The following is a 26,217-nucleotide window of genomic DNA, read 5'->3' on the forward strand; positions in this document are numbered from 1 at the left end:
GTATCAGCGTTTTCGACAGGGCGCCTATGGTCGCCCCATTCTTGTTTCAGCTCCAGTGAAATGCTTTGCCGTCAGGGAGTTAGCCGATCAAGGGCAGCGTGTTTATCGCCTGCTTACCCGTCTATACATCGAATTAACCGATTGCATTCATGCAGAACTTACGCTTTTTATCGATATTTGGTTGATGGATCATTAGTCCATCGACTGAACAAGTCATCACCAGCGGCGCCCTGCCACAGGCCTGGCCCTGCTTCGGAGGAACTGATCATGCTGCAACTTCGACCTTTTAAATCCCTAGGCGGCGCAGACCACGGTTGGCTGAACGCCCATCACCATTTCTCGTTTGCCAGTTACTACGACGAGAGCCGCATGAACTGGGGCCAGCTGCGTGTGTGGAACGATGACGTAATCGAAGCCGGCACGGGCTTTCCGCGTCATCCGCACCGGGACATGGAGATCATTACTTATGTGCGTGAGGGCGCCATTACTCACGAGGACAGCCTGGGTAACCGTGGCCGTACCGAAGCGGGCGATGTGCAGGTGATGAGTGCCGGCACGGGTGTGGCCCACAGTGAATACAATCTGGAGTCGAAGGAGACGCGGATTTTCCAGATCTGGATCATGCCGGACGAGGTCGGTGCTCCGCCGTCCTGGGGTGCCAAGCCGTTCCCGAAAGGCGACCGCGAAGGCTTTGTGACGCTGGCGAGCGGCAAGGCGGACGATGATATCGAGCTGCGGATTCGGGCGAATGCCCGGTTGGTGGCGGCGAATCTGAAGGCCGGTGAGACGGCTGAATACGTACTGGATGCGGGCCGCCGGGCTTATATGGTGCCTGCGACAGGCGTTGTCGAGGTCAACGGCGTTCGTGCTGAAGCGCGCGATGGTGTGGCGGTTGAAGATGAGCGTGTGTTGCGGGTGACGGCCCTCGAAGACAGCGAGATCGTCCTCGTGGATGTGGCTTGAAAAGCGGTAGATCAAGATCAAGGGCGTCTGCCTAAGGGCAGACTGTTTCGCCTTCGGCGAGTTACTTGGAAAAGCACCCCAAGTAACCAAGGGTGCTTGCTCTCGGTTGGGCCCGACTTCGTCGGGTTCCTTCACTCCGGTCCCGCTCCGTGGGCCCGCCGCCATCCGCCATCCATGGCGGGGGGCGGCTCTCGCGGCATCCATGCCGCTCGGCCCACTCCGCGAAACCTCCGTTCAGCCTGCACCAAAGTCGCGATTGGCGGTGACTGGGATTTTTGTGTACGAAGATCACAAGCAGAGCCAAAGCAGATCAAAGACTTCCCGGCTAAAGCCAGTCCCACTGGGTGAATGCGATTTCACTGTAGGAGCCGGCTTGCTGGCGAAAGCGGTGGGTCAGGTATGAATAGAGCCACTGACAGAATGCATTCGCCAGCAAGCCGGCTCCCACAGACCGAATTCCTGCAGTAGGACCGGCTTTAGCCGGGAAGCCTTTGATCTGCACTTGATCTTGATCTTGATCTTGATCTTGATCTTCTGCCGCGATGGCTCAAACACCACAAATCGCGACTTGGGTGCAGGCCGAACGCAGACGACGCGCAGTGGGCCGAGCGGCATGGATGCCGCGAGAGCGCCGCCAGGACATGGATATCCGTTCGGCGCGGGCCCACGGAGCGTCGTCGGAATGAGGGAACCCGACGAAGTCGGGCCTAACCAGGAGCAAGCACCTTTGGTTACTTGGGGTGCTTTTCCAGGTAACTCGCCGAAGGCGAAACGTCTGCCGTTAGGCAGACTCTCTCAGCCACGCCGCGATCTCAGGGACGACACAAAAGCTTCAAGGCGCTATAGCGCCGTCCACGAGCACTTGCGCCTCAGCCACCAGACGCTTGAGGTGATCCTCGCCCTTGAAGCTCTCGGCATAGATCTTGTAGATATCCTCAGTCCCCGACGGCCGCGCGGCAAACCAGCCGTTCTCGGTAATGACCTTCAGGCCACCAATCGCCTGATCGTTGCCCGGCGCCTTGCTCAGGATACTTTCGATCTTCTCCCCCGCCAGCTCAGTGGACGTCACCTGCTCCGGCGACAGCTTGCTCAACAGCGCCTTCTGCTCGAAGTTGGCCTTCGCCTCGACCCGGGTCGACACCGGCTCGCCCAACTCATCGGTCAACGACTTGTACATCTCGCTCGGGTCACGGCCCTTGCGCGCGCGGATTTCCGCTGCCAGCAATGCCGGGATCAAACCATCCTTGTCCGTCGTCCAGACCGTCCCGTCACGACGCAGGAACGACGCACCGGCGCTTTCCTCACCGCCAAAGCCCAGCGAACCCTCGAACAAGCCTTCGGCGAAGAACTTGAAGCCCACCGGCACTTCATACAGGCGGCGGCCCAGACGCTGGGACACACGATCAATCATGCCGCTGCTGACCACCGTCTTGCCGACAGCGGCATCCGCACGCCATTCAGGACGGTTCTGGAACAGGTAATCGATGGACACCGCCAGATAGTTGTTCGGCGCCAACAGGCCGCCGGTCGGCGTGACGATGCCGTGGCGATCGTGGTCCGGGTCGCAGGCGAAGGCCACCTGGAAGCGATCCTTCAAACCGATCAGGCTCTGCATCGCGAAGTTGGACGACGGGTCCATGCGGATCTTGCCGTCCCAGTCCACGCTCATGAAGCGGAAAGTCGGGTCGACGAACTTGTTCACCACTTCCAGATTCAGGCCGTAGTGCTCACCGATCGCCGACCAGTAATTCACGCCCGCCCCACCCAGCGGATCAACGCCCAAGTGCAGGTTGGCGCCACGAATGGCGTCCATGTCGATGACGTTTTTCAGGTCCGCCACGTAGGTGTTGATGTAGTCGTGGCGATGGGTGGTGTCGGCGCGCAGGGCTTTCTCGTAGGTGATGCGCTGGACGTTGACGATGCGCTCGGCGAGCAATTGGTTGGCTTTGTTCTCGATCCACTTGGTGATGTGCGAATCAGCCGGGCCGCCGTTGGGCGGGTTGTACTTGAAGCCGCCACTCTCCGGCGGGTTGTGCGAAGGCGTGATGACGATGCCGTCGGCCAGGCCCGTGGTGCGCCCGCGGTTGTAGCAGATGATGGCGTGGGAGATCGCCGGCGTCGGGGTGTACTCGTCACCCTCGGAAATCATCACGTTGACGCCGTTGGCCGCCAGCACTTCCAGCGCCGAAGCGGCCGCCGGGGTTGACAGGGCGTGGGTGTCAGCGCCGAGGAACAGCGGCCCGTCGATACCGTTGGCCTGGCGGTACAGGCAGATCGCCTGACTGATGGCCAGCACGTGCCACTCGTTGAAACTCAATTCAAAGGAGCTGCCGCGGTGCCCGGAGGTACCGAAGGCAACACGCTGGGTCGCCACCGACGCGTCGGGCTGACCGGTGTAATAGGCCGTCACCAGACGAGGAAGATCGACCAGCAATTCTGCAGGCGCCAGTTTGCCCGCGAATGGACTGATACTCATGCGAAACCTCCGTGGATGAAAAATAGGGAAATGACAAAAAGAAAAGGTCCCGACGGGGCGGGAAACAACCTTAACCGCCGCCTGAAACGCCATTAGCGCGGCAGTTTACTGGCAGTTGGACCATGGCGCGCGGCTATTGATCCGTAACGTCCTGAGACATTTAGCTGACCCACATCACAGCTGCCACCATGCCGGCAAGAGCTGCTGAATCTTGCGCTCGGCGAAACGATCGTCGATCAACACCACCACGCCGCGATCGTCCAGACCCCGAATCACTCGGCCGGCCGCCTGCACCACTTTCTGCATGCCGGGGTAGAGATAGGTGTAGTCGTAACCGGCGGCAAACAACAGACTCATCCGCTGTTTAAGTTGCTCATTGACCGGGTTGATCTGCGCCAGACCCAGGGTGGCGATGAACGCCCCGATCAATCGCGCGCCCGGCAAGTCGATTCCCTCGCCGAACGCCCCGCCCAGCACCGCAAAACCGATGCCTTGGCTGGCCGGCGTAAAGCGCTCCAGAAACGCCTGCCGTTCGGCCTCCGCCATGCCCCGGGACTGCTTCCACACCGGCACATCAGGGTGGCTGCGCTCCATCAACTCGGCCACTTGCTGCAGGTAATCGAAGCTACTGAAGAACGCCAGATAATTGCCCGGTCGCGCCTCGAACTGCCGCGCCATCAACTCGACGATGGGCGCCAGCGACGCCTGCCGGTGGGTGTAGCGGGTGGAAATGCGGCTGACGATCTCGACGTCCAGCTGCGAGCGTTGAAACGGCGACTCGACATCGACCCACGCCGTGGTGTCGGGCAGGCCCAGCAAGTCCCGGTAGAAATGCCGTGGATTGAGGGTCGCGGAGAACAGCACCGCGCTGATCGCGGCCGTCAGGCGCGGACGCACAAAACCGGCCGGCACGACGTTGCGCAGGCACAGCCGGGACAGCGACTTGCTGCCCAGCTCACGCTTACTGATATCGAACAGGAAGTGCTCGTCGAACAGCTCGGCAATACGACCGAACTGGATCGCCTCGAAATAGAAGCTTTGCAGCTCGCCGTTGGCCGCGTGGGAGTGCTCGTTGAAATAGTCGCCGAACGCCGTGATGCACAAATTGAGGCTGTTGAGAAATTTGGCCGGTGTGGCGGCGTAGGCCTGGTAAGGGGCGACTTGTTCCTTGTGCAGGGCATTCCAGTCGCGGTTGAGCCGCTGCAAGGCTTTTTTCACCGGCTCCGGCGCACTCTGCCGCACCTGGTTCATGCTGTGCTGATCCAGGGTCGCGCTGTACATCGACCGCGCCCGTTCAACCATGTTGTGCGCCTCGTCCACCAGCACGGCGACGCGCCACTGATTGAACTGACTGAGCCCGAACAGCATGCCGCTGAGGTCGAAATAGTAGTTGTAATCGGCGATCACCACGTCCGACCAGCGCGCCAGTTCCTGGCTCAGGTAATACGGACAGACCTGATGACCCAGCGCCACCTCACGCACGCCCGCCTGATCGAGCCACGGCTTGGTCATTGCCTCGCTGCGTGCGGCCGGTAGCCGGTCGTAAAAACCTTTGGCGAGCGGGCATGAATCCCCGTTGCAGGCCTTGTCCGGGTATTCGCAGGCCTTGTCCCGGGCAACCATTTCCAGCACCCGCAGGTTCAGCTCCGGAGCACTCCGCCCAATCACGCTCAAGGCATCCAGCGCCAGCTTGCGTCCGGGCGTCTTCGCAGTGAGAAAGAACACCTTGTCCAGTTTGCGCGTCGGCGCGGCTTTGAGCATCGGGAACACCGTGCCGATGGTCTTGCCGATGCCGGTGGGCGCCTGAGCCATCAAACAGCGCCCGGTGCTGACCGCCTTGTACACCGACTCGGCCAACGCCCGCTGCCCGGTACGGAAATCGGCGTGGGGGAACTTCAGAGCGCTCAGCGCGTGGTCGCGGGCATCGCGGTGGGCCAGTTCCTGCCGCGCCCACTGCAGAAAGATCCCTGCCTGAGTTTCGAAGAACGCCTGTAACTCGGCCGCCGTGAAACGCTGCTGAATGAGCGTCTCCTGCTCACTGATGATGTTGAAATACACCAGCGCAAGATTGACCTCGGCCAACTGCAACTGTTGGCAAAGCAGCCAGCCATAGACCTTCGCCTGGGCCCAGTGCAGCTGCCGGTGGTTGGCGGGCATGCTGCTCAGATCGCCGCGATAGGTCTTGATCTCCTCGAGCTGGTTCAGCGCAGCATCGTAGCCATCTGCCCTGCCCCGAATCTTCAGCTCATGAAAAACCCCGCTCAACGCCACCTCGGCCTGATACTGCGGCCCCCGCCGCGCCGCCACCGTCCGATGCCCGGCAATCCCTTCCTGCGCCGTGGGCGACGGCGTAAACCGCAAATCCAGATCCCCCGCCTTTGCCGTGAACTCACACAACTCCCGCACCGCGACCCGATACCCCGTCTCCGGATCGACAGCCGCCACCGCCCCAGGCTCGACAGAAGCTGCGCGGGTATCGGGGGAAATGCTGGGAATGGAAGTCACTGAAAAGGCTGGCCGTCGATCGGAACACTGGACGGACGTACAGATAACAGCTCAACGCGGTCGAGGCAAACGGAAATGGATTGGCGGCCGGATTTCGGCGCGGAGCGCCAAGGGATGCATCCCCACGCAGAGCATGGGTACGATGAACGCGTGCAGTCTGGAGCTGGTTTTCACCATCAAAATTTATGGCGCACCTACTGGCCTCTTCCCGGCTAAAGCCGGTCCCACGAAAAGCAGCGCGTGCAGTCAGTAGGATTGACTCTGACTGTAGGACCGGCTTTAGCCGGGAAGCTGTTGATCCGCTGTTGATCTGCTTTTGATCTCCATACACAAAAAGCCCAGACACCACCAAACGCGACTTGGGTGCAGGCCGAACGTAGACGACGCGCAGTGGGCCGAGCCGCATGGATGCGGCGAGAGCGCCGTCAGGACATGGATGTCCGTTCGGCGCGGGCCCACGGAGCGTCGTCGAAGTGAGGGAACCCGACGAAGTCGGGCCAAACCAGGAGCAAGCACCCTTGGTTACTTGGGGTGCTTTTCCAAGTAACTCGCCGAAGGCGAAACCCGAGGCCGTTAGGCCGACGCCCTTGATCTTGATCTACATAAGCCACGCAACTAAAGAAGCCGCTCTTGCACCAACGCATTGCGAATAATCACCAGCATCGACTCAATATTCTGATCCCAATCCACCGTCCCGCTGATCCGCAAACACTGCTGATGCAACCCCCGCACACTGAACAACTCCCCCGGCGCCACCACGATCCGCTGCTCCAGCAACCGATCGAACACCCGCGCCGTATCCACCCGATGCACACTCTCCAGCCAGATCGACGCCCCACCCCGAGGACGCACAAACGCCACCTCATCCCCCAGATACTGCTCCACCCCGCTGACCAACTCACCGACCCGTTGCTCAAGCCCGCCCCGTAAATCCCGCAGGTGCCGGTCCAGCTGCCCCGACGCGTACAACCGCGCAATCGCCTTCTGCCGGACCGGCGGCAAACGGAACGAACGCAACACCCACTGCTGATGCAACAGCGTTCGTGAATGCCGGCTCAACAGATACCCGAACGGCGCCTCCAGCCCGATCATCTTGTCGAACGCACCCACCACCAACAGCCGCTGCGGATCAATCAACTCCCGGAATGGCGAACGGTCATCCTCGAAATACAGGGCGCCATGGGTATCGTTCTCCAGCACCCACAACCCATGCAGGTTCAACACCTGCGCCATCCGCGCGCGCTGGGCGCACGGCATCCTCTGCCCGCGAACCGGGTCCATCTGCGACGACACAATCGCCATCTTCACGTCTTCCCGCTGGATCACCGCACCCAGCTCATCGACGTCGACCCCCCCTTGAGCGTCGGTACAGACTTCAATCACCTGAATCCCGTATGCCTGCAGCGTACGCAGGATGCTCCAGCCGCACGGCGACTCCACCAGCACGGCGCCGTCGCGCAGTTGCAGGGCTTCGATCACGGTCTTCAGCACACCGGTTTTGTCCGGCCCGATGAACACGTTGTCCGGGTGCCAGCAATGCTCGGTCGACGAGGTGTAGTGAGCCGCCAGCGCCGTGCGCAACTCGACATCGCCGAAGGGTTGAAAACGCGGGTCGGGCTGGCAGGGATAATGACGCATGAGGTCGCGCTCAACGCTCAGCAGCGCGCCGTGAAGTGACACCAGCAGCGTCGGCTCATCGGCGCCGAAGACGAACATGTCCGGGCGCCGGGCGCTGGCATGAAAGCGCGTGAACACGTCACCGCCTTCCAGCGGCAGATCGTTGCAGGGGTTGGGCAGCGCGAAATAGCCGGATTTGGGTACGGAGCAGATGCGCCCTTCCTTTTCGAGAAGGCTGTAGGCGTTCTGCACCGTGGAAATCGACACCCGCAGCCGTCGTGCCAGCAACCGCAACGAAGGCAGGCGCACAGCCGGCCCGGCGGACAGCTCGTTGGTCAGCCTGAGCAGGTAGCGGTACACCATCTGGTAGGCAAAATCGGTCTTGTTGTTATTCATCGAACACCCCCATCCGTGCGCCAGGCGCAGGGTCATTGAGAAAGCGCCGCGTCCACCGCCCGAGGCTCAGCGCAGCACGTCGCATCAGTTCATCGGGCAGCCTTCAGCGCCCCGAAATCAATTCCGTGGTCAGGGCGCCAGTGTGCGGATCGACCGTCGCCACCCGGCGTTTGTCGGGATCGCTGGCGCGTACCCGGGCGATGATCGATCGGTCGTCGTTGAAGTCCACATGGCGTTTGGCGTACAGCGATTGCAGGCCCTTCAGGCTCAGACCGCTGACTTCCACCAGCCAGTGCGGCACCAGGTCCGGGACGAGCTGTCCGGCGAGCGTCTTGTGCAGATCGCTGAGCCCGACCAGCATGCCGGGGTGATAGCGACGCAGGAAATCCTCAAGCCGCGCGCCTCCGTCCACAAAGGGTGAAAACAGCAGGCACACCCATTGGGTCTCGCCCAGGCCAAACGCCTCCTGGCCGTAGCCTTCGGCAAGCTGGCGGCGATCGCCGATTTTTTCCGGGCTGTCGTAGGCTGCCAGCGCCTGGGCGATCAATCGCGCCGGCATCCGTTTGCGGCGCATCATGGCTGCCGCCAGCTCCAGGTACTCGGCGATGCCGTCGCTGTACGCCCGCCCCTCAATGAATTCGGCCTTTAGCCCGCGCAGATGGGCCATCAACAGCGGGTTGGCACAGTCGGACTCACTGAAGTTAAACGCCAGGTCATCGAACCGGAAGCCCAGAAAGTCAGTGAGCAGCCCCCAGTGTTCTTCCGTGCGAAAGCCAATGAGGTCCGCGGCGGTCAGCAAGGTCGGGGCGATGGTTCGGTTCAGGTAGATCGGTGGCCGGCCATAGTCCGACGCGTCGGCTGACTCGCCGTACAGCTCCTCGTAGTAAGCGCGACCCACACGGTCGATGACGCTCAACGCGCCGCTGAAACCCAACGTGTGCCAAGGCTCGATTTTCTGCCCGCCATGGCGCGCCAGACGCATGATCCACGTCGCATATTGCTTCTGCTCCTTGAGCGAGTCGCCGCTGATCACCGCATTGACGCCGTCCCCCCAGCTGGCGGCGCGGACCATGAAATCCGCCATGCCCAGATAACAGCTGTTGCAGAAGGTGGTCCGCGCATCACCCGCCGTCAGGTGCCCGCCCAGCAGCAGGTCGGAGCGATTCTGCTCACGACCCGCCGTCGAAAATGGCAAGTCGGGCTCGAAGATCTGCACGTACTGATGATCGATCACCAGCAGCTCGACCCTCGGGTCGTCGTGCAGAAACAGTGCTGAATAACAGCGGTCGATGTTGCCCATCACCGCCGAGGTAATGCCCGCATGGCGCATATTGGCCACCCGCAGCCTGAACGTTGCCGGCCCCCGTGCGGCAATGCTCAGTTGCGCGGCACGCAACATGGCCACGGTATAGGCGCTGTCCTTGCCACCGCTGAAGGCGACCAGCGCTTTATAACCGCCGATCCTGTCAATTCCGCCCGCAGCAACAATCAGACGCTGAATCAATAACTGAAGCGCGGTTCGTTCGTTGCGATTCATATAGCCCGAGAGGCGTTGCAGCACTTGCTGATAGACGTAGTTCATTGCCTGTTCATGCATTGAACTCATGGTTTCAATACCTGGTTGATCAGCCCGGCCACACTGTCCTCCATGAAAGGCTTAATAGGTAGGCAGACGACGGACCCAACAGTGACGGGCGCGGCGGATTGATTATCACGCGACGCAGACGGCGACAGATCAACTAGCATCTTCTCGTTCCTTGAGCAGTTAATTATTGGAACTATTATCGACGCTTGAAGCACAATTACAAGCCAGCCGTCACCGACACGTGAAGGTTCTCTTTTCCACGAATCCGTATCCAAATTAAACAGGGATGTTTAAATGAGCGTTTATTTAACAGAACAGTAGCTTGATTCAAGGGCACTTAAATATTCATCAACATCACACACTTAGTGCTTTGATCAATAAATTAAACACCCCATAAACAAAAAAGCCCTCCAGAATATTCGGGAAGGCTCAAGTGAGACAACATGACCCGTGACTGACAGGGCGGACACCTTCAAACCGGGCTCCGACACCTCAATGCCGACGCTTGGTCAAAAGCGTCGAGCATGCAATGAGCGCGATGGTCTGCACTCAGGATGGATCAACCTCAATCACCACGCGACCGCCCACCGGGCAACCGTCCATCAAACGGTGGGCTTCGATCAATTGATCGAAGGGAAACACCTTGGTGATCTGCGGCACCAGCATGCCATCAGCCGTCATCTGGTTGATGTCGCGCAACGCACGCTTGATCGCCTCTTCGTCCTGCTTGATGCCCAGCTCAGGCTTGCCGGTGAAGTTGCCCACGCAGTGCACAAAGAACTGGATGTTCTTCTGAAACGCTGCACACGCCGGGAATGGCGTCTGGTTACCGCCTTGCAGGCCATAGAGAATCAGACTGCCCCGTGGCGCCAGCACATCACCCAAGATCGACATCTGCGGGCCACCCAGACCGTCGAGGACAATGTCCACGCCACGGTTGTCGGTGTAGCGGTTAATCGTCAGAAGCAAATCCTCTTCTTCGGTCACGATCACCTTGTCCGCACCCATTTTCAACAGGTATTCGCGGCACGCGTCGGTCTTGGTCGCCGCGATCACCTTGATGCCGAGCGCCTTGCCTAGTTGCAGGAACGCAGGGCCCGCGCAATGGCTGGCATCGGTGACCAGCGCCGTTTGCCCGGGTTTTGCCCGTGCCAGTTCGACGAAAGCAAAGTACGCCACCAGCATCGGCGTGTAGTGAACGGCCGCCTCATTGGGCGTGAGCACGTCCGGATAGCGGGTCACTGAAGTCCGGGGCATCAGAATCAGCTCGCCGTAGACCGGGTACACATTGACGTCAGCCGAAGGGAAACTGGCGACCTTGTCGCCCACTTTCAGGTCGGTCACGCCATCGCCGATGGCGGTAATGACGCCCGCCATTTCGGAACCCAGACCGGCCGGCAGGCGCGCCTGGGATGAAGCCAGATTTTGTCGCCACAGCACGTCGTACCAGGTAACGCCGATCGCCTGAACGCGTACTTGCACCTCACCGGGGGCAGGCAACGCGACCGGCAGCTCTTCTACTTTGAGCACCTCGGCCGGACCGAACTGATGAAAACGGATCGTGCGGGACATTTCGAACCTCGCCTTATGAACCTTGATGCCATGAACTCTATCCGGACGCCGCCGGTAACACTATCAGTGGCTATTAATAGTCAACATGCCTGCTGTCGATTCTGATGATGCAGGCGCCCGCTGAATCCGAAGCGGCCGTCCCGGGCCTGCAGGCCGCACATTGTTGGGTGCTCGCCGCGACATTGCAACCCGAAGGTCGAACATCAATGAATCCAGGGCTCCACGCCGCCTGCATCGGAGCCGATTACAAAGGGCCAGTACCTAGGGATTGGTGTCTTTTTACCCGTCAAGGTCTCATGGGCGCCTATCAGCGGCATGGCGCAAAGCGCATTTATACCGGTGTGGGAAAATTCAACAATGCAGACAATCGGTATTTACCCGTAATATCCCTGCCTGAGGTGAACACGTGGCGCGCGTCTGGGCCGCCGCTGCTGTTTTGAACATGTATCGACCTATGCCCCCGAGACCCCCGTCATGAATCGCAACGACCTGCGTCGCGTCGACCTCAATCTGCTCATCGTTTTCGAAACACTGATGCATGAACGCAGCGTCACCCGCGCTGCCGAGAAGCTGTTCCTCGGCCAGCCGGCGATCAGTGCGGCGTTGTCGCGATTGCGCGGGCTGTTCGACGATCCGCTGTTCGTGCGCACCGGGCGCAGTATGGAACCCACTGCTCGGGCCATCGAGATCTTCGGCCTGCTGTCCCCTGCCCTGGACTCCATTTCCACCGCTGTCAGCCGCGCTGCCGACTTTGACCCGGCCACCAGCACGGCGGTGTTCCGCATCGGGCTGTCCGATGAAGTCGAGTTCGCCCTGCTGCCGTCACTGCTCAAGCGCCTGCGCTCGGAGGCACCGGGCATCGTGCTGGTGGTGCGTCGCACCAACTACATCCTCATGCCGGCGCTGTTGTCTTCCGGCGAAATCTCCATCGGCGTCAGCTACACCGACGACCTCCCCGCCAACGCCAAGCGCAAAGTGCTGCGCCGCAGCAAACCCAAACTGCTGCGCGCCGATACCATGCCGGGGCCGATCACCCTGGACGACTTCTGCGCCCGCCCCCACGCCCTGGTGTCCTTCGCCGGCGACCTGGGCGGGTTCATCGACGAACACCTGGAAAAAATCGGCCGCAAACGTCACGTGGTGCTGGCGGTGCCGCAGTTCAACGGGCTGGCGACGCTGATTGCCGGGACCGACATCGTCGCGACCGTGCCGGACTACGCCGCCGCCGTGCTGACGGCTGCAGGGGGGGTGCGCTCGGAAGAGTTGCCGATTGAATCGCGTACGTTTGAGCTGCACATGGCCTGGCGCGGGTCGCAGGACAATGATCCGGGGGAAAGATGGTTAAGGTCGCGGATTCAGATGTTTTTTGGGGATCCGGATAGCTTGTGATGGATGGCCCGTGGACATTTATTGAAGAGCAGCGCCAACAATGAAACATCCAACTCCCTGCTACGCGCTGTTCACTGTGATGCTTTCACTGTTCTGCCAACCCGTCCTGGCATCGTCGTGGCAAATCTGCAGGATGGAGTTGCGTATTACTGATGTCGTGACACAACCCTTTCCACAATTGCAGGCCGATATCCTGAAAGTAAGCGCAAAGGCGGCCAATGTCATCTGCCCGAAGCAGGGCACGACTTTCATGTTTACGCCCGAAACGTCGGACTATCAGGCGGTGATTCCACGCCGAAGCTGGCCAAAAAAAGGGCAAGTGGTGCGCTTTGATTACCGGTACCTGGACGGCACCTGTAAAGGCGACGGTAATGCTTATCCTTGCCGCATCAAGCACTACTCGCTGCCGAGGCAATGAAAGTTGAATCATAAAAAGCTACTGGGCTATCTTCCCGGCAATTTGCGGCTCAGCCGGCCACCGACAGAACCGCCTCTTCTTCCCGATAGTTGGCATGAAACACTGCAGCGTACAAAGGGCTGACGCCTTCATCGAGCAGGATTTGCAATGTACGTCTGGCGGCGTCGAACAGCGCCTGTTCCAGAGCTTTCCAATTCATCATTCAGCTCCTTGCTGACTACTGGGTTCAGCCGAGCAGGTCGAGCATGCCATCAAGGGTGCTTTCCAGAAGCGCCAATTCGATGTGGGTGCCATCGCCATATTCGGCGGTGCGCAGCGCGCATTCTATTATCACCGTGAGTCCCAGACGTCCCCGGTGGCCCGGGTATTTACGCAGCTTGAGTTCAACCCGGGTCGGGCTTAGCCAGGTGCTGCGGTCTGCCGACCACAGATCATCCTCGAAGCCAAACACCACGTTCCCGTTTTGGGTATCAATGATTTGCGGCGGGAACACCCAATGGGAGTTGCCTGCTTCCCACGGGATCGCCTGGACTTGGTAGCGACCGTCTGGAGACAGGGACAGTATTTCGATGTCGCTCACGTGTGTGTGCTCTTGTAACGGGCGCTGGGCCGGGGTATTGCGAAACAATAAAGAAAGCGCCCCGCCGCTACCAGTCTCCCCTCCACTCTTCGAGAAACTCGGTGTCTCTGGACAGACCGACTCTTTCCCCAACTGGTAAAACGCCTCCATCAGGGACTCGCGCTCTACGGTTTCAATCTCATTTTCAAATTGGTTGATCTGCAGCATCGCGCTTTCGAAGAGCCAGCTTCGTTTCGTCCATGACCCGGAAATCAATCGGGTAGTGCTGCTCCCACTTGTGACATGGCTCCAGAACCCTTTTCGCGACGTTTCGAATCAGCAGACTATTGAACCATCATTTCAAAAGCCGATCTCTAATGCGACGATGAGCCCGAGCCGCGCAAGGAAGAGTACCTTCTTGAATGTCCTCAGCCTGATTAAAGGCAACGCGCCGTCAGGCCAATGGTTCTGAAGGGACTCGCTGCGAGCATGATTATCCAGTCACTGAAGATCATCTACCCCCTATCACTGGAGCACACATGAAATACGACGATGCCTCTTGGCACTACGGGGGCACCTTCCCCAAACATCTGCCAAAGACAGCTGGCGCCACGCATATCGGTATGTTTCTCGCATGGATGCTGATCAATGGCCTGGCCAGCGAAGAACTGGAGGAAGACGCCGAGAGCGAACTCGCCCAACTCAAGGATCGCACCCTCACCGGGGCACAGTTCGTAATGACCGTGCTGGACGAAAAACTGACTGACCAGGAGTTCTCTGAAGCCGGCAATGCGTTTGCCGTTGCTTATTACGAAGGTTTGAACAACGACAGTCGGTACGTTGACGACTACCTGCTGACCTTCGGTGTCGGCCTTGAAACCCTCTACGGCGTTGAGGACAGCTGGGCTAATTACGATCAGCTGTCGGGCGTGATGGACGCACGCTTCGCGGCCTGGAATGCAGCCGGGCGGCCTGAATTTTTTAATTGAACGTGCTTTCGATGACCTGCTGGCGCAGTTGGCAGCAACCCCTACGGCAGTGCCCGCCAGCCTTGAGCTGATCGCATCACTGTCCTCACCCCTTAGGCTGTGATTGTTGTCTGCCTGGTGGCGGTGGTTTGGCGCTTGACTGAAGAGCCCGACGTTAGGCGCTATAGAAAGACGCTACGTTTCTGAAATGACGCCCAGACCTGCGCTGATGCCCCAATAATGGTTAGCCAAACCTGCGACGAGAGACCCATGTCCACTTTGAATATCGTGCATTTTCAACGAGATGTCCTCAGCGCGTCCATGAGCGCCATCGAACAGTTTCGAGCGGACTTTCCGAAGACGCAGGTCTGTGGATTCGCGCTGTATTCCGACGCCGATGCACGAACACTGGCACCCTCTTTCAACACTCAAGACTATCTGGCCCGCGTCCAAGCCGAATACCCGGGTGAGGAGCAATACTTCAAGTGGTCCCCCGCCGAATGGAGCCACGAAGCCTACGGCGGGGAATTCTTTAACGATCTGTCGAAAATGCTCTGGAACATGGCCGACGCGACCACCGAAAGCAATTTCGTGGCGCATCGCAGGCATATATTTGAGCAATGTGTCATCGCCCTGAAAAAACTGACGACGACGTTCGACACGGCCATTTATGTATTTTTGGTGTCTGACTTTGAAAGCATAGAAGATCAGATTGCCTGGGTAACCGCTCTTAACACTCCAGACCAGGCCGACGAGTTCAGGACATGGATGGAATAAGCGTCCAGCTGGAGACTCGGATCACTGGATAGTCAATATGTTTGCAAGGACTCCAATCATGAGCCTCGTCGATACTTACCTCGCCGGTCTGCGCAAGGCATTGCCAGCCGAAAAACTCAGTGAGCTGAAGCATGCGCACGGGGCTTGTGCAGCAGACGTGCAGCGGCTAACCGAGCGTTATCCATTGTGCTCCGCGAGCCTGGTGGAACTGCTTGGCCGGATTGACGGCACACATTATCGGGATTACCCGGACGGCAAAGTCTTGGTGCTGGTACTAGGCTCCGATGTATTGGAGTACCCCTACTACCTGAGTTCGATCGATCAAATCCTTGAAGAAAGTGACACGTACACCCGGAGCATTGCGCAAATATATGCAGGCTATCTGGATGAGATGCCCGACTTGATCGGCCCCGGAATCGACATAACGCTGGGCATGCATGAGCGGCTATGTTTCTCACATTGCATGAACAATGGGGGAAGCTCGAAGCTGTACATCGACTTCAATCCCACGCCAGGCGGCACGGTGGGTCAGGTCATGCGCTTTCTGCATGACCCGGATAACTATGAGGTGATTGCGCCGAGCTTCGATCACTACCTGCAACAGCTGATCGATGACGACTACGCCTTCCTGTTCGACGATGAAGATTAAGTCCGCGTGCCGCTAAGGAAACTCTGAAAAAGACTTCCAAATCTGGTGAAATACGCCAGTCCCAAGCACTGAACGGTTGAGTCCCGATGAAGCAGATGTCCTTCGCTGACGCCGAATACGCTGGCAAACGCAAACAAACCCGCCGTGAACGCTTCCTGATCGAGATGGATCAGGTCGTGCCCTGGAATGGCTTGGTCAAACTGATCGAGCCGCACTATCCAACGGGAGAAGGTGGTCGTCCGGCATACCCGTTGATGGCGATGTTGCGGGTTCATCTGATGCAGAACTGGTTCGGTTATAGCGACCCAGCTATGGAAGAATCGCTGTACGAAACTACGATTCTGCGCCAGTTTGCCGGGCTGCATCTGGATCGGATTCCAGACGAAACCACGATCCTCAACTTCCGCAGATTGCTCGAAAAACATGAGCTGGCCGGTGGGATTTTGCAGGTCATCAATGGCTATTTGGGCGACCGTGGTTTGTTGTTGCGCCAAGGCACCGTGGTCGATGCGACGATCATTCATGCGCCGAGTTCGACCAAGAACAAGGACGGCAAACGCGACCCTGAAATGCATCAAACCAAGAAGGGAAATCAATACTATTTCGGGATGAAATCGCACATCGGTGTCGATGCCGAATCCGGTTTGGTGCATAGCGTAGTGGGCACTGCGGCGAATGTGGCGGACGTAACCCAGGTCGATCAGTTACTGCACGGAGAAGAAACTTACGTCTCTGGCGATGCCGGTTACACCGGCGTCGAAAAGCGCCCCGAGCATCAAGATCGCCAAATGATCTGGTCGATTGCTGCGCGGCCCAGCAGCTATAAAAAGCATGCAAAGAAGAGTCTGATCGGGCGCATGCGTCGCAAAATCGAATACGCGAAAGCTCAACTGCGCGCCAAGGTTGAGCATCCGTTTCGAGTAATCAAGCGCCAGTTTGGTTATACGAAAGTACGCTTCCGAGGCCTGCTGAAAAACACTGCGCAGCAGACCACGCTGTTTGCTCTGTCGAACCTGTGGATGATGCGAAAACGATTACTCAATGCAGGAGAGGTACGCCTTTAATGCGGAAAATGAGTGCTGAAAAGCGCTTGTACGCAGAAAAAAGCGGGGATTGAGAGAGCAAAAGGTCTAATTTTCGATTGAGTCGACATTTTTTGAGCCTCAAGCAACGGGGCTGTTAAAAACGCGTGCCTACTTCAGACCTTCCCTAAGGATCTGCGGACCCTGAACGGCAAACGCGGCAACTTCAATCCATGGCGGAAGCGCCCAGACTCAAGCCATAGATTCCAGCTTATCGTCAGCAACCGCGGACCGCCGCAGTTCCAGAATCGTGCGTTCATGCACCGCGCCCCACTCGCGCATGGCACTCACCAATGGCACGAGAGAGTTGCCCAGTTGCGTCAGCGAATACTCCACCTTGGGCGGTACTTCGCGGTAGATCTCGCGATGAATAACCCCGTCAGTTTCCAGCTCTCTCAGTTGCAGTGTCAGCATCCTCTGGGTGATGTCAGGTATTGAGCGACGCAGCTCATTGAAGCGCTGCGTGCCTGACATCAGGTGGAACAGGATGAGCGATTTCCACTTTCCGCCAATGACATCGACCGTAAACGCGACGGGGCATGCGAACGCTTCAAGTTCGTCCTGAGGATTACATTTCTTCACGTTTATCACCACGGTATAAAAAGTGTGCCTACAGCACATTATTGTGCGTACTTACTCGCCAGTGCTGCGTACGCTAGCATCATTCCATATTGATCACTATGGAATCCGCCAGATGAGCTTGTTGCTGTCCCCTTGCGAAATCAAAGGCCTCACACTGAAAAACCGCGTTGTTATGTCCCCTATGTGCATGCACATGGCGGCGGACGATGGCTTCGTCACTGACTGGCACCGCGTTCATTACGGCGCTCGCGCGTTGGGTCAGGCGGGGCTGATTTTTCCAGAAACACTGGCTGTCCACGCTGACGGGCGTATCGGCGCCGGTGACCTCGGTATCTGGAGCGATGAACACGTCGTCGGCTTGAAAGCGCTGGTTGAGTTGCTTCATGGCTTTGGCGCAAAGGCCGGCGCCCAGATCGGCCATGCCGGGCGCAACGCTGATCTGCCCAATCTGATCCACATCGCGCCATCGGCCATTCCCTTCACCGACACCAGCCCGGTTCCCCGTGCACTCGCGGCGGAGGAAATTCCGGGGCTGGTCAAGCTTTACGGCGATGCCGCACGACGCGCCAGCGCCGCCGGATTCGACGTCCTTGAGATCCATGCCGCGCACGGTTATTTGCTGAACGAGTTTCTCTCGCCCCTGGCCAATACCCGCGACGACGAATATGGCGGCGATGCCAAACGTCGCTATCGTTTCCTGCGCGAAGTGCTGGAGGAAGTCAAAACCCATTGGGGGGATCGCCCACTGTTCGTTCGCATATCAAGTTCTGATTATGCGCAAGGCGGCAACACGCCTGAGTCGTTCCTTGAATACGGTCGGTGGATGAAAGAGCAAGGTGTCGACCTGATCGACTGCAGTTCCGGCGGTATCAAGATGGTCAAGGTGCGGACCTACCCGGGCTATCAGGTGCCGGCCGCAGAGTTGCTGCGCAAAGAACTGCATATTGCTACAGGCGCCGTGGGTGTGATTCAGAGTGGACGCCACGCCGAAGAAATTCTACAAAACGGCCGAGCTGACCTGGTGTTCGTGGGCCGGCAAATCCTGCGGGATCCATTCTGGGTTCGCACCGCTGCCGATGATCTAAAAGAAATCATCGAAATACCTACCGCCTACACGCGTTATGGATCTGTCTGGCTGGATACCACTGCTCATTGATAAGAGTGAACACATGAAAATGACTTCAATGACGAGTTGGCTTTTTGTCGCCCTGATTTCCAGTCTGGGCGCAATTGCTCAGGCAGATACCCAACCCCATGAAAAACAAGTGAGTCATACCGTCGTGAATAAACCTACCTACGTAGATGAATACCAGGCCATCACCGAGGTGCTCAATAAATACATCGAAGGCTGCAAGCAGGCCAAAAGCAGCATCATGAAACCCGCTTTCGACGAGCAGGCGACGATGTACAGCGTCGGTGCCGATGGCAAGCTCGCAGGCGGTGCGATTCCGATTCTGTTCAAGGGCATCGATGAGGATTTTCGGCCGTCTCCTGAGGCCAAGGCCGCTATAACCCGTATCGAGATCGTGGGTGCTGCAGCCAGCGCCCGGATCGACGCCAATGACATGTCAGGCCTCTCTTTCACTGACTTCTTCCATCTGCTGAAAGTCGAGGGCAAGTGGACGGTGGTCAGCAAGATTTTCCAGGCCCATGATGGGTCTTGATGGAGCCCACATAGATTGACGTCCCGAGGTGGGTGCTTGTCGCGCCGACGGCAACTCTCCAGCACTACCTCGTTACTGTTTTCGCGTACCATCCCCTTCTCGTTACCGTTTTTTAGCTCTCGTTAGGGGATTCGACCATGCAGGCAGGCTTCAAGGCACTTGCCGATCACTACGCCATCGTTCTCGCACAACCCCTGCGTGTTGAATCGGTGATCGCCACGACACGCATGAGCCGCGAGAGCAACGGCCACGTCGAAAACAAGTACCCCGCCAGCTACCAGCCAATCGACACCTTTGCGGGGCATTTCGAGTTTGGGCTGAAATACGAGGAAATTCACCTCGAGTTTTTCGCCCGTCTGTTTGCTGCGGTCGGACCGGAGCCCATCGAAGCCTGGTGCCGACAAGCGCCTTTTGGGCAATACGCCCGTCGGACCGGCTTTTTGTACGAGTGGCTAACAGGCCAGCAACTGGATGTACCCGATGTCACCAACGGCGGTTATGTCGATGCCGTTTCATCGCAGCAGTACCTGACTCGCGTTGAGCCTCTGCGGATACGGCGCTGGCGCATCAACGACAATCTACCCGGCGCACCGGAGTTCTGCCCTCTGGTCCGTCGTACCGATGCCGTACAGCAAGCGCTGCAGTTTGACCTGGATGAGGCACTGCGCCAGCTGAACCAGACCTTCGGCGCTGACATCCTGATGCGCACGGCAAGTTGGCTGACGTTCAAGGAATCACGTGCAAGCTTTCTGATCGAGAAAGAAGCGGACCAGGCCGACAGGATCCAGCGGTTTGCCCACGTGATCGCCAGATACTGTGGACAGATCAAAGATCCTTTGAGCAACACCAGCCTCCACACGTTGCAAACCGGTATTTTGGGTCACGAGTCCATTGGGCTGGGTTTGCGTCGCTCGCCGGTGTTCGTAGGACAGGCGACCATGCGCGAGGACATCGTGCATTACATTGCGCCGCCATTTGAGGTGCTGAGCCAACTGCTCGAAGGACTGAAAGCATTCGAACTGGCCACACAAGGCGCCGAGCCGCTGGCTCGAGCGGCGGCGATTGCATTCGCTTTCGTGTATATCCACCCCATGCGAGACGGCAATGGCCGGATCCACCGGTTTCTGATCAACGACACGCTGATCCGCGATAAGGCAGTACCAGAAGGGGTGATCCTGCCGGTTTCGGCGACCATCACCAGCTCAATCGATTTCAGGGCGCGCTACGACCGGACACTGGAAGTGTTTTCGCGTCCCTTCATGCAGCGCTACGCCGCGTCCTACCGGTTTGGCGAACTCTTCGTCTATGAGGACGGCACCTCGAGCAACCTGGTGTTCGATGACTATGCCGACGCTCAATTTGCATGGCGCTATCTCGATTTAACCGAACACGTCCTTTATACGGCAGAGGTCGTGGCCCATACGATCCGTACCGAGATGGCCGATGAGGCCCGTGTGCTGGTTATTTTCCAGCGTGCTCAGGAGCGCCTCAAAGAGGTGCTTGAAATGCCGGATCAGGACGCGAACCGTATCATTCGTTCTCTCAAAGAAAACGGCTGGCAGGTCTCCGGCAAATTGAAGAAAGCGTATCCGCTCCTGGACGACACTGATCGGGCCGAACGTGTGGTGGCGGCCGTGCGCTCGGCATTCGAAGAACGAGAATCGGGTCGCAGCGAAGAGTGATTGATTCAACCCGCCCGTCCGCCCAACGCCAGCCTGGCGTCACCGCCCGCCTCCCCCCAAAACGCCTCCGCCGCCTGACTCAGCTGCGCCTTTGGCCGGGTCAGGTGAATCTCCAGCGGAATGTCCCAGCTTTCATCGAGCGCTCTGACCAGGCGCCCTTCCAGCACTTCCTGCTCGGTGAGGCTTTTCGGCAGCCACGCCACGCCTTTGCTCTCTAGCGCCATGGACATCAGCACCGCCGCAAGGTGACTGCTGAATAGCGGTTTGAGGTGAAGGTAATCTTCCTTGCCCCGCAGTCTGTGCGCGACGATACGTCCCAGACCGGATTCATGGGTGTACGCCAGATACGGCAGTGCCGCAGTCGCGGTGCCGAAACGGGTCGACGTGCTCGCCAGGGGCACCAACACGTCTTCACCCACCTTCTTGCTGATGAACTGATCAGGGGCAAGCAGCGGCGGAACGTCAGGGTGACGGTGGCAGAGCAGAAACTGCACCTGGCCGTGGATCAGCATCTGCTCGCAAACGGCCATGCTGTCCGAGTGCAGTTGCACAGCCTCGATGAGCGCGCCGTTTTCCGAGCTTCGCAGCCACTTGGGAAAGAAGGTGAACGACAGCGAATGGGTGGCCGCGAATTTGAGTGACCGTGCGGCCATCCCGGCTGCTTCTTGCGCCTCGTTGCGCATCCGGTACAGGTGCCGGGCGGCCTCCTGGGCACTGGGCAAAATCTGCCGGCCGGCTTCCGTCAGCGTTGCGCCTTGGGGTGTGCGCACGAACAGCTCCACCCCCATCCAGTTCTCCAGCGAGCGGACCCTGCGGCTAAAGGCCGGCTGGGTGACATGCCGTGCTTCGGCGGCACGGACGAAGCTGCCGTACTCCGCCAGCGCTGAAAGGTCTTCAAGCCAGACGAGTTCCAAGGGGCCATGCCTCCTTTGCATAGGGTGCGGCATTAATAGCATTGGGCGGGTGGCGTCGCAAAGCCTAACGTGGGGCCACGAACAACAAGAGGAGCTCGTCATGCGCATCGTCGACATCCGTGAGAAAACCGTTTCGATTGCCTCGCCCATCGCCAACGCGTACATCGATTTTTCCAAGATGACCTGCTCGGTGGTTGCGGTGATCACCGATGTGATTCGCGACGGTAAACCCGTCATCGGTTACGGCTTCAATTCCAACGGTCGCTATGGCCAGGGCGCGCTGATGCGGGATCGCTTTCTGGCGCGCATTACCGAAGCAGACCCCGACACCTTCGTCGATCACGAAAACAATAACCTCGACCCGTTTGCCATCTGGAAAGCGCTGATGGCCAACGAAAAGCCGGGCGGCCACGGTGAGCGCTCGGTCGCGGTGGGCACTATCGACATGGCGGTGTGGGACGCGGTCGCCAAGATTGAAGGAAAACCGCTGTATCGCCTGCTGGCTGACCGTTACCGCAACGGCGTGGCCGATGACAAAGTCTGGGTCTATGCCGCAGGCGGCTATTACTACCCCGGCAAGGACCAGACCAAGCTCAAGGCAGAGATGCAGAGCTACCTGGATCGCGGTTATGACGTGGTCAAAATGAAGATTGGCGCGGTGCCACTGGACGAAGACATCCGCCGTATCGAAGCGGTGCTGGAGGTGGTCGGGGACGGCCGTCGGCTGGCGGTCGATGCCAACGGCCGTTTTGATCTGGAAACCGGCATTGCCTACGCCGAAGCGATCAAGCCGTACAACCTCTTCTGGTACGAAGAAGTCGGTGATCCGCTGGATTACGGGCTCCAGGCCGAACTCGCCAATCATTACGAATTGCCCATGGCCACCGGTGAAAACCTGTTCTCCCATCAGGACGCCCGCAACCTGCTGCGCCACGGCGGCATGCGCCCTGATCGCGACTTTCTGCAGTTCGACTGCGCGTTGTCCTACGGACTGGTGGAGTACATGCGCACCCTGAAGGTGATGGAAGACATGGGCTGGTCGTCCCGCCGCGTGGTGCCCCACGGTGGTCACCAGATGTCCTTGAACATCGCCGCCGGCCTGCACCTGGGCGGCAACGAATCCTACCCGGACGTCTTCCAGCCCTTCGGCGGTTTCGCTGACGGGATCAAGGTGGAAAACAGCTATGTCGGGTTGCCGGATATTCCTGGGGTTGGCTTTGAAGCGAAGTCCGCCTTGTACGCCGTGATGCGCGAGTTGGGTGAAGGCTGACCGGCGATGGCGTCGGTGGTCGGCAGTTGGGATGCACTCGCGAGACTCGGCGCACCGGGCGGGATGAGAGCGGGTCCTGCTTGCTCTAAAAAGAATTATGGCAGCAGCGACAGTGACCGCAGCAACTCATGCAACCCCTCCGGCACCAGCACGCCGTCGTGGCTCAACCTGTTGCTGTCGAGCCACACGGCGGTGAATCTTTCGCCGTTACTCTCCTGCCCTTCCAGGCCGTTTTGTTCGTAGACTTGCGGGTCCATGAATTCGGCGTCGTACACCTGAACCACTTCATGGCCGGGGTTACCGAGGTAGGTGAACAGGCTTTCCAGGGTGCCGAGCAGACGAACGTTACGGATCGGAAGATTCAGCTCTTCGCGGATTTCCCGAACGATGGCGTCGGCACTCCGCTCACCGAATTCGATGCCGCCGCCCAGAGGACGAAACAGCGTTTGCTGCTTCACTGGGTCGGGGAACGCGTTGACGAGAATCTTGCCTTGGTGATGGAAGACGCAGATGGCGATGTTGCGAATGCGAGGTGGCGACATGGGGTTTCCAGTGTGTGAATGCTGAAGTCGGATGCAGGACAGGCTTTAGCCGGGAAGACGTTGGGCGCCACGCCGCAAATGTGAGGGTGCTCATGCCGGCCTCTTCCCGGCTAAAGCCGGTCCCACTAAGAGCACCGCGTATCCCGATAGTCGGGGCAGTCAACTGCATTCAAAAACCGATGGTTGCTGACAGCAGGTAGGTTCTGGGAGTGGCCAGCGTCAGGCCGGGCTCGCTGTCATCCGAGGCGCCGGCGGAGGCCCAGTAACGCTTGTCCATGACGTTTTCGATATTGGCCCGCAGCGTGATGTCCTTCTGGTCGACCTTGAAGGCATAACGCGCACCTGCATCGAAACGCTCGGAAGAACCGATGCTTTTGCTGTTGGCCTGGTCCAGATACTGCGAACTGGTGTAGATGCCCCGCCCCGTAAGGGTCAGGCCCTTGACCTGCGGCACGTCCCACTCGGCACCCAGGTTGACATTGTATTCGGGCGTGGCAGGTGCCCGGTTGCCATCGAACTGACCGTTAACGGTATGGGTGAGTGTGCTGTCGATGTACATCACCCCGCCCAGCAGGCGGAAGCCCTTGAGGGGTTCACCGAACATCGTTAGCTCGACGCCGTCATTCTGACGTTTGCCATTGGGGCCGAAGACCCGCGACGTGGTGTTGGTCTCGTAAGCCGGCTGTTTGATACGGAACACACTGGCGGTGAACGCATACGATCCCAGGTCATACTTGGCACCGACTTCAACCTGGCGACTGACGAAGGGCGGGAATATCTCGTCTTCGTTAATCGAGGTCGACGGCGCGATCTTGCCCTGGCTCAGGCCTTCCATGTAGTTGGCGTACACCGAAAAGTCATCAGTGACCTTGAACAGAATGCCCCCTGAAGGCGAGACCTTCTCTTCGTCGTAGGCGGTGTCGCCCTTGACGTTGTCAGTCCAGTCATCAACCTTGACCCGCTGCCAGCGCGCGCCGAGTGTCAGCAGCAGGCGGTCATCGAAGAAACCCAGTGTGTCGGTCAAGGCCACGCCGCTAAAACGGTTTTCGGTGTAGACCTTGGCGTCGGATCGAGTCGGGTTGACCGGTGTCGGCGTCTCGACCGGGTCGTAAAGATTGCTGGGCGAGGACGCATAGCGCGCGCCGCCGTTCTCGAAGTCCATGTAGAAATAGCTGGCAGACAGATTGACCTCGTGGCTGACCGGACCGGTGTGGAACCAGTTGCGCACCCCGGCGTTGGCCGTCCGGACATTTTCGTCACGGGTAAAGTCGCGGGGCTGCACGCTGAAATCGCCCGCATTGTTCGTCACCGACACCGCATGGCGCAGGAACTCATGGTTGCTTTTGCGCGCACCGACGCCGCCATAGAGCATGACCGAATCATTGACGTCGTACTCGGCATTCACCGCCCCGAACGTGTCACGGGTGCGCGCCTTGCTCCAGGCCTGCGCATAGTTGTCTCGCACATCGTTGGCGTTTGGCACTTTGGCATTGGCACCGACCTGCACGCGCTCCTGGGGTGCGTCGGTATCACGTTCGGTGTGGCCGATATCGGTCGACAGGCGCAAACGCTCGCCGCGGAAGTCCAGCCCCAGCACAGCCATCTCGCGGTCGACGCTCTGGTGATCCCACTCGGTATCGCCGGACTGCTTCACGCCGTTGAAGCGGATGCCAAATTTGTCGTCTTCACCGAACCGGCGAGCCACATCCACGGCGCCACCGACCTGCCCCTTGGAGGCATAGCTGGTGGTGAATTCAGTGATTGGCTTGTCGGTTGCCCGTTTCGGCACCACGTTGATGCCGCCGCCGACACTGCCACGCGGCGAGATGCCGTTGATCATCTGGCTCGGGCCTTTGAGGATGTCGACCCGCTCGGCCATTTCCATGTCGATGGTGTAGGTGGGCAGAATGCCGTAAAGACCGTTGTAGGAAACGTCACTGTTGAACAGGCTGAAACCACGAATGGTGAACTGTTCGTAGCGTCCGCCCGCCGGGTTGGTGGAGCGCACCGACGGATCACTGGCAATCAGGTCGCCCAACGTGCGGGCCTGCTGGTTTTTCACCGCATCCTTGGTGTAAGTGGTCATGCTGAACGGCGTTTCCATGAAATCCCGCGAGCCGAGCATGCCTTGTGAGCCTTTGCGCGCTACTTGACCGCCTGCATATTCCTGACCGTCTGTGGAGCCGCCGTCGCCGACAATCGACGTCGGCGCCAGCTGCATGCTCGTGCTCTGAACGGCTGGAATCAGCGTGTACGCGTGATCGCCGACGGACACCAATTGCAGACCGGTGCCCTGCAACAGTCGCGCAAAGCCTTCTTCGACGGCAAAGTCGCCCGACAACCCGGCGCTGTTGCGTCCGTTCACCAGCGCAGGGTCTACCGACAGGTTAACGCCAGCCTGCCCGGCAAACCGGGTCAGCGCGGCGCTCAGCGTGCCAGCGGGCACTTCATAGGCGCGCCTGTTCGCGGTGTCGGCCCAACTGGTCGAGATGAACAGAGGCGTTGAGTTCAGGGTCAGTAGCAGACTGAAATGCAGCAGCGGCCGCAAACGATGGGAAGAAACTGCGGACATAAAGGGAAGCTCTCGTCATTTTGTTCACTACCTGG

Annotated in this window: 22 protein-coding genes; 11 read left to right on the top strand and 11 right to left on the bottom strand. The window is 59.0% G+C overall.

Features of this window, described 5'->3' with window-relative positions; genetic code table 11:
- Window positions 1-267 precede the first annotated feature (267 nt).
- Window positions 268-963 carry a pirin family protein gene (locus OKW98_RS17115; protein ID WP_265385838.1) on the top strand — a complete coding sequence of 232 codons (696 nt, stop codon included), beginning with the start codon at window positions 268-270 and terminating at the stop codon, window positions 961-963.
- Window positions 964-1,795: 832 nt separating this feature from the next.
- Here the strand turns inward: OKW98_RS17115 and pgm are convergent.
- The 5 genes from pgm to OKW98_RS17140 form a co-directional block, all read right to left on the bottom strand.
- Window positions 1,796-3,439, bottom strand: a complete 1,644-nt coding sequence (gene pgm, locus OKW98_RS17120) for a phosphoglucomutase (alpha-D-glucose-1,6-bisphosphate-dependent) (RefSeq protein WP_265385839.1) — start codon at window positions 3,437-3,439, stop codon at window positions 1,796-1,798.
- Between the two features lie 174 nt (window positions 3,440-3,613).
- A complete protein-coding gene (locus tag OKW98_RS17125) occupies window positions 3,614-5,884 on the bottom strand; it encodes an ATP-dependent DNA helicase (protein ID WP_265389759.1) in 2,271 nt (756 codons plus the stop codon).
- A 675-nt stretch (window positions 5,885-6,559) separates the two neighbouring features.
- Window positions 6,560-7,957, bottom strand: coding sequence for a PLP-dependent aminotransferase family protein (locus OKW98_RS17130; protein WP_265385840.1), 1,398 nt, complete (start codon window positions 7,955-7,957; stop codon window positions 6,560-6,562).
- Between the two features lie 103 nt (window positions 7,958-8,060).
- Entirely contained in the window at window positions 8,061-9,563 is a 1,503-nt protein-coding gene (locus OKW98_RS17135; RefSeq protein WP_265385841.1) for a hypothetical protein, read from the bottom strand.
- Window positions 9,564-10,091: 528 nt separating this feature from the next.
- The gene (locus tag OKW98_RS17140; RefSeq protein WP_265385842.1) at window positions 10,092-11,114 is read right to left on the bottom strand and encodes a zinc-dependent alcohol dehydrogenase family protein; all 1,023 of its coding nucleotides are present in this window, start codon (window positions 11,112-11,114) and stop codon (window positions 10,092-10,094) included.
- Window positions 11,115-11,588: 474 nt separating this feature from the next.
- Between OKW98_RS17140 and OKW98_RS17145 the strand changes: the two genes are divergently transcribed.
- Window positions 11,589-12,503 (top strand): LysR family transcriptional regulator, encoded by a 915-nt coding sequence (locus OKW98_RS17145; RefSeq protein WP_065990323.1) that lies wholly within the window; start codon window positions 11,589-11,591, stop codon window positions 12,501-12,503.
- A 40-nt stretch (window positions 12,504-12,543) separates the two neighbouring features.
- Entirely contained in the window at window positions 12,544-12,921 is a 378-nt protein-coding gene (locus tag OKW98_RS17150) for a hypothetical protein (protein ID WP_265385843.1), read from the top strand.
- A gap of 49 nt (window positions 12,922-12,970) precedes the next feature.
- Here the strand turns inward: OKW98_RS17150 and OKW98_RS17155 are convergent, their stop codons facing one another.
- Entirely contained in the window at window positions 12,971-13,120 is a 150-nt protein-coding gene (locus tag OKW98_RS17155) for a hypothetical protein (RefSeq protein WP_265385844.1), read from the bottom strand.
- Between the two features lie 27 nt (window positions 13,121-13,147).
- Window positions 13,148-13,708 carry a hypothetical protein gene (locus tag OKW98_RS17160; RefSeq protein ID WP_265385845.1) on the bottom strand — a complete coding sequence of 187 codons (561 nt, stop codon included), beginning with the start codon at window positions 13,706-13,708 and terminating at the stop codon, window positions 13,148-13,150.
- 311 nt (window positions 13,709-14,019) lie between these two features.
- Here OKW98_RS17160 and OKW98_RS17165 point away from each other — a divergent pair, with 311 nt between their 5' ends.
- The 4 genes from OKW98_RS17165 to OKW98_RS17180 all read left to right on the top strand — a co-directional run bounded on the left by OKW98_RS17165 (window position 14,020) and on the right by OKW98_RS17180 (window position 16,938).
- A complete protein-coding gene (locus OKW98_RS17165; RefSeq protein WP_265385846.1) occupies window positions 14,020-14,469 on the top strand; it encodes a hypothetical protein in 450 nt (149 codons plus the stop codon).
- A gap of 249 nt (window positions 14,470-14,718) precedes the next feature.
- Window positions 14,719-15,225 (top strand): DUF4303 domain-containing protein, encoded by a 507-nt coding sequence (locus tag OKW98_RS17170; RefSeq protein ID WP_265385847.1) that lies wholly within the window; start codon window positions 14,719-14,721, stop codon window positions 15,223-15,225.
- Window positions 15,226-15,283: 58 nt separating this feature from the next.
- On the top strand, window positions 15,284-15,874 hold the full coding sequence (locus OKW98_RS17175) for an SMI1/KNR4 family protein (RefSeq protein ID WP_265385848.1): 591 nt from the start codon (window positions 15,284-15,286) through the stop codon (window positions 15,872-15,874).
- An 86-nt stretch (window positions 15,875-15,960) separates the two neighbouring features.
- On the top strand, window positions 15,961-16,938 hold the full coding sequence (locus OKW98_RS17180; protein WP_265385849.1) for an IS5 family transposase: 978 nt from the start codon (window positions 15,961-15,963) through the stop codon (window positions 16,936-16,938).
- A 210-nt stretch (window positions 16,939-17,148) separates the two neighbouring features.
- On the opposite strand, the gene OKW98_RS17185 is transcribed toward OKW98_RS17180, so the two are convergent.
- A complete protein-coding gene (locus OKW98_RS17185) occupies window positions 17,149-17,538 on the bottom strand; it encodes a winged helix-turn-helix transcriptional regulator (RefSeq protein WP_265385850.1) in 390 nt (129 codons plus the stop codon).
- Between the two features lie 43 nt (window positions 17,539-17,581).
- Here OKW98_RS17185 and namA point away from each other — a divergent pair, with 43 nt between their 5' ends.
- The 3 genes from namA (at window position 17,582) to OKW98_RS17200 (ending at window position 20,884) form a co-directional block, all read left to right on the top strand.
- Entirely contained in the window at window positions 17,582-18,694 is a 1,113-nt protein-coding gene (gene namA / locus OKW98_RS17190; RefSeq protein WP_265385851.1) for an NADPH dehydrogenase NamA, read from the top strand.
- Between the two features lie 124 nt (window positions 18,695-18,818).
- Complete coding sequence (locus OKW98_RS17195; protein WP_265389760.1) at window positions 18,819-19,202, top strand: nuclear transport factor 2 family protein; 384 nt, start codon at window positions 18,819-18,821, stop codon at window positions 19,200-19,202.
- A gap of 137 nt (window positions 19,203-19,339) precedes the next feature.
- Window positions 19,340-20,884, top strand: coding sequence for a Fic family protein (locus OKW98_RS17200; protein WP_265385852.1), 1,545 nt, complete (start codon window positions 19,340-19,342; stop codon window positions 20,882-20,884).
- A 5-nt stretch (window positions 20,885-20,889) separates the two neighbouring features.
- Here the strand turns inward: OKW98_RS17200 and OKW98_RS17205 are convergent, their stop codons facing one another.
- Window positions 20,890-21,798 carry a LysR family transcriptional regulator gene (locus tag OKW98_RS17205; protein WP_265385853.1) on the bottom strand — a complete coding sequence of 303 codons (909 nt, stop codon included), beginning with the start codon at window positions 21,796-21,798 and terminating at the stop codon, window positions 20,890-20,892.
- Between the two features lie 100 nt (window positions 21,799-21,898).
- Here OKW98_RS17205 and OKW98_RS17210 point away from each other — a divergent pair, with 100 nt between their 5' ends.
- Window positions 21,899-23,068, top strand: a complete 1,170-nt coding sequence (locus OKW98_RS17210) for a mandelate racemase/muconate lactonizing enzyme family protein (RefSeq protein WP_265385854.1) — start codon at window positions 21,899-21,901, stop codon at window positions 23,066-23,068.
- A gap of 95 nt (window positions 23,069-23,163) precedes the next feature.
- On the opposite strand, the gene OKW98_RS17215 is transcribed toward OKW98_RS17210, so the two are convergent.
- A complete protein-coding gene (locus OKW98_RS17215) occupies window positions 23,164-23,610 on the bottom strand; it encodes an NUDIX hydrolase (RefSeq protein ID WP_265385855.1) in 447 nt (148 codons plus the stop codon).
- A gap of 169 nt (window positions 23,611-23,779) precedes the next feature.
- Window positions 23,780-26,182 (bottom strand): TonB-dependent receptor, encoded by a 2,403-nt coding sequence (locus tag OKW98_RS17220; RefSeq protein ID WP_265385856.1) that lies wholly within the window; start codon window positions 26,180-26,182, stop codon window positions 23,780-23,782.
- Window positions 26,183-26,217: the final 35 nt, after the last annotated feature.

The organism is Pseudomonas sp. KU26590 (assembly GCF_026153515.1).
GTDB lineage: Bacteria > Pseudomonadota > Gammaproteobacteria > Pseudomonadales > Pseudomonadaceae > Aquipseudomonas.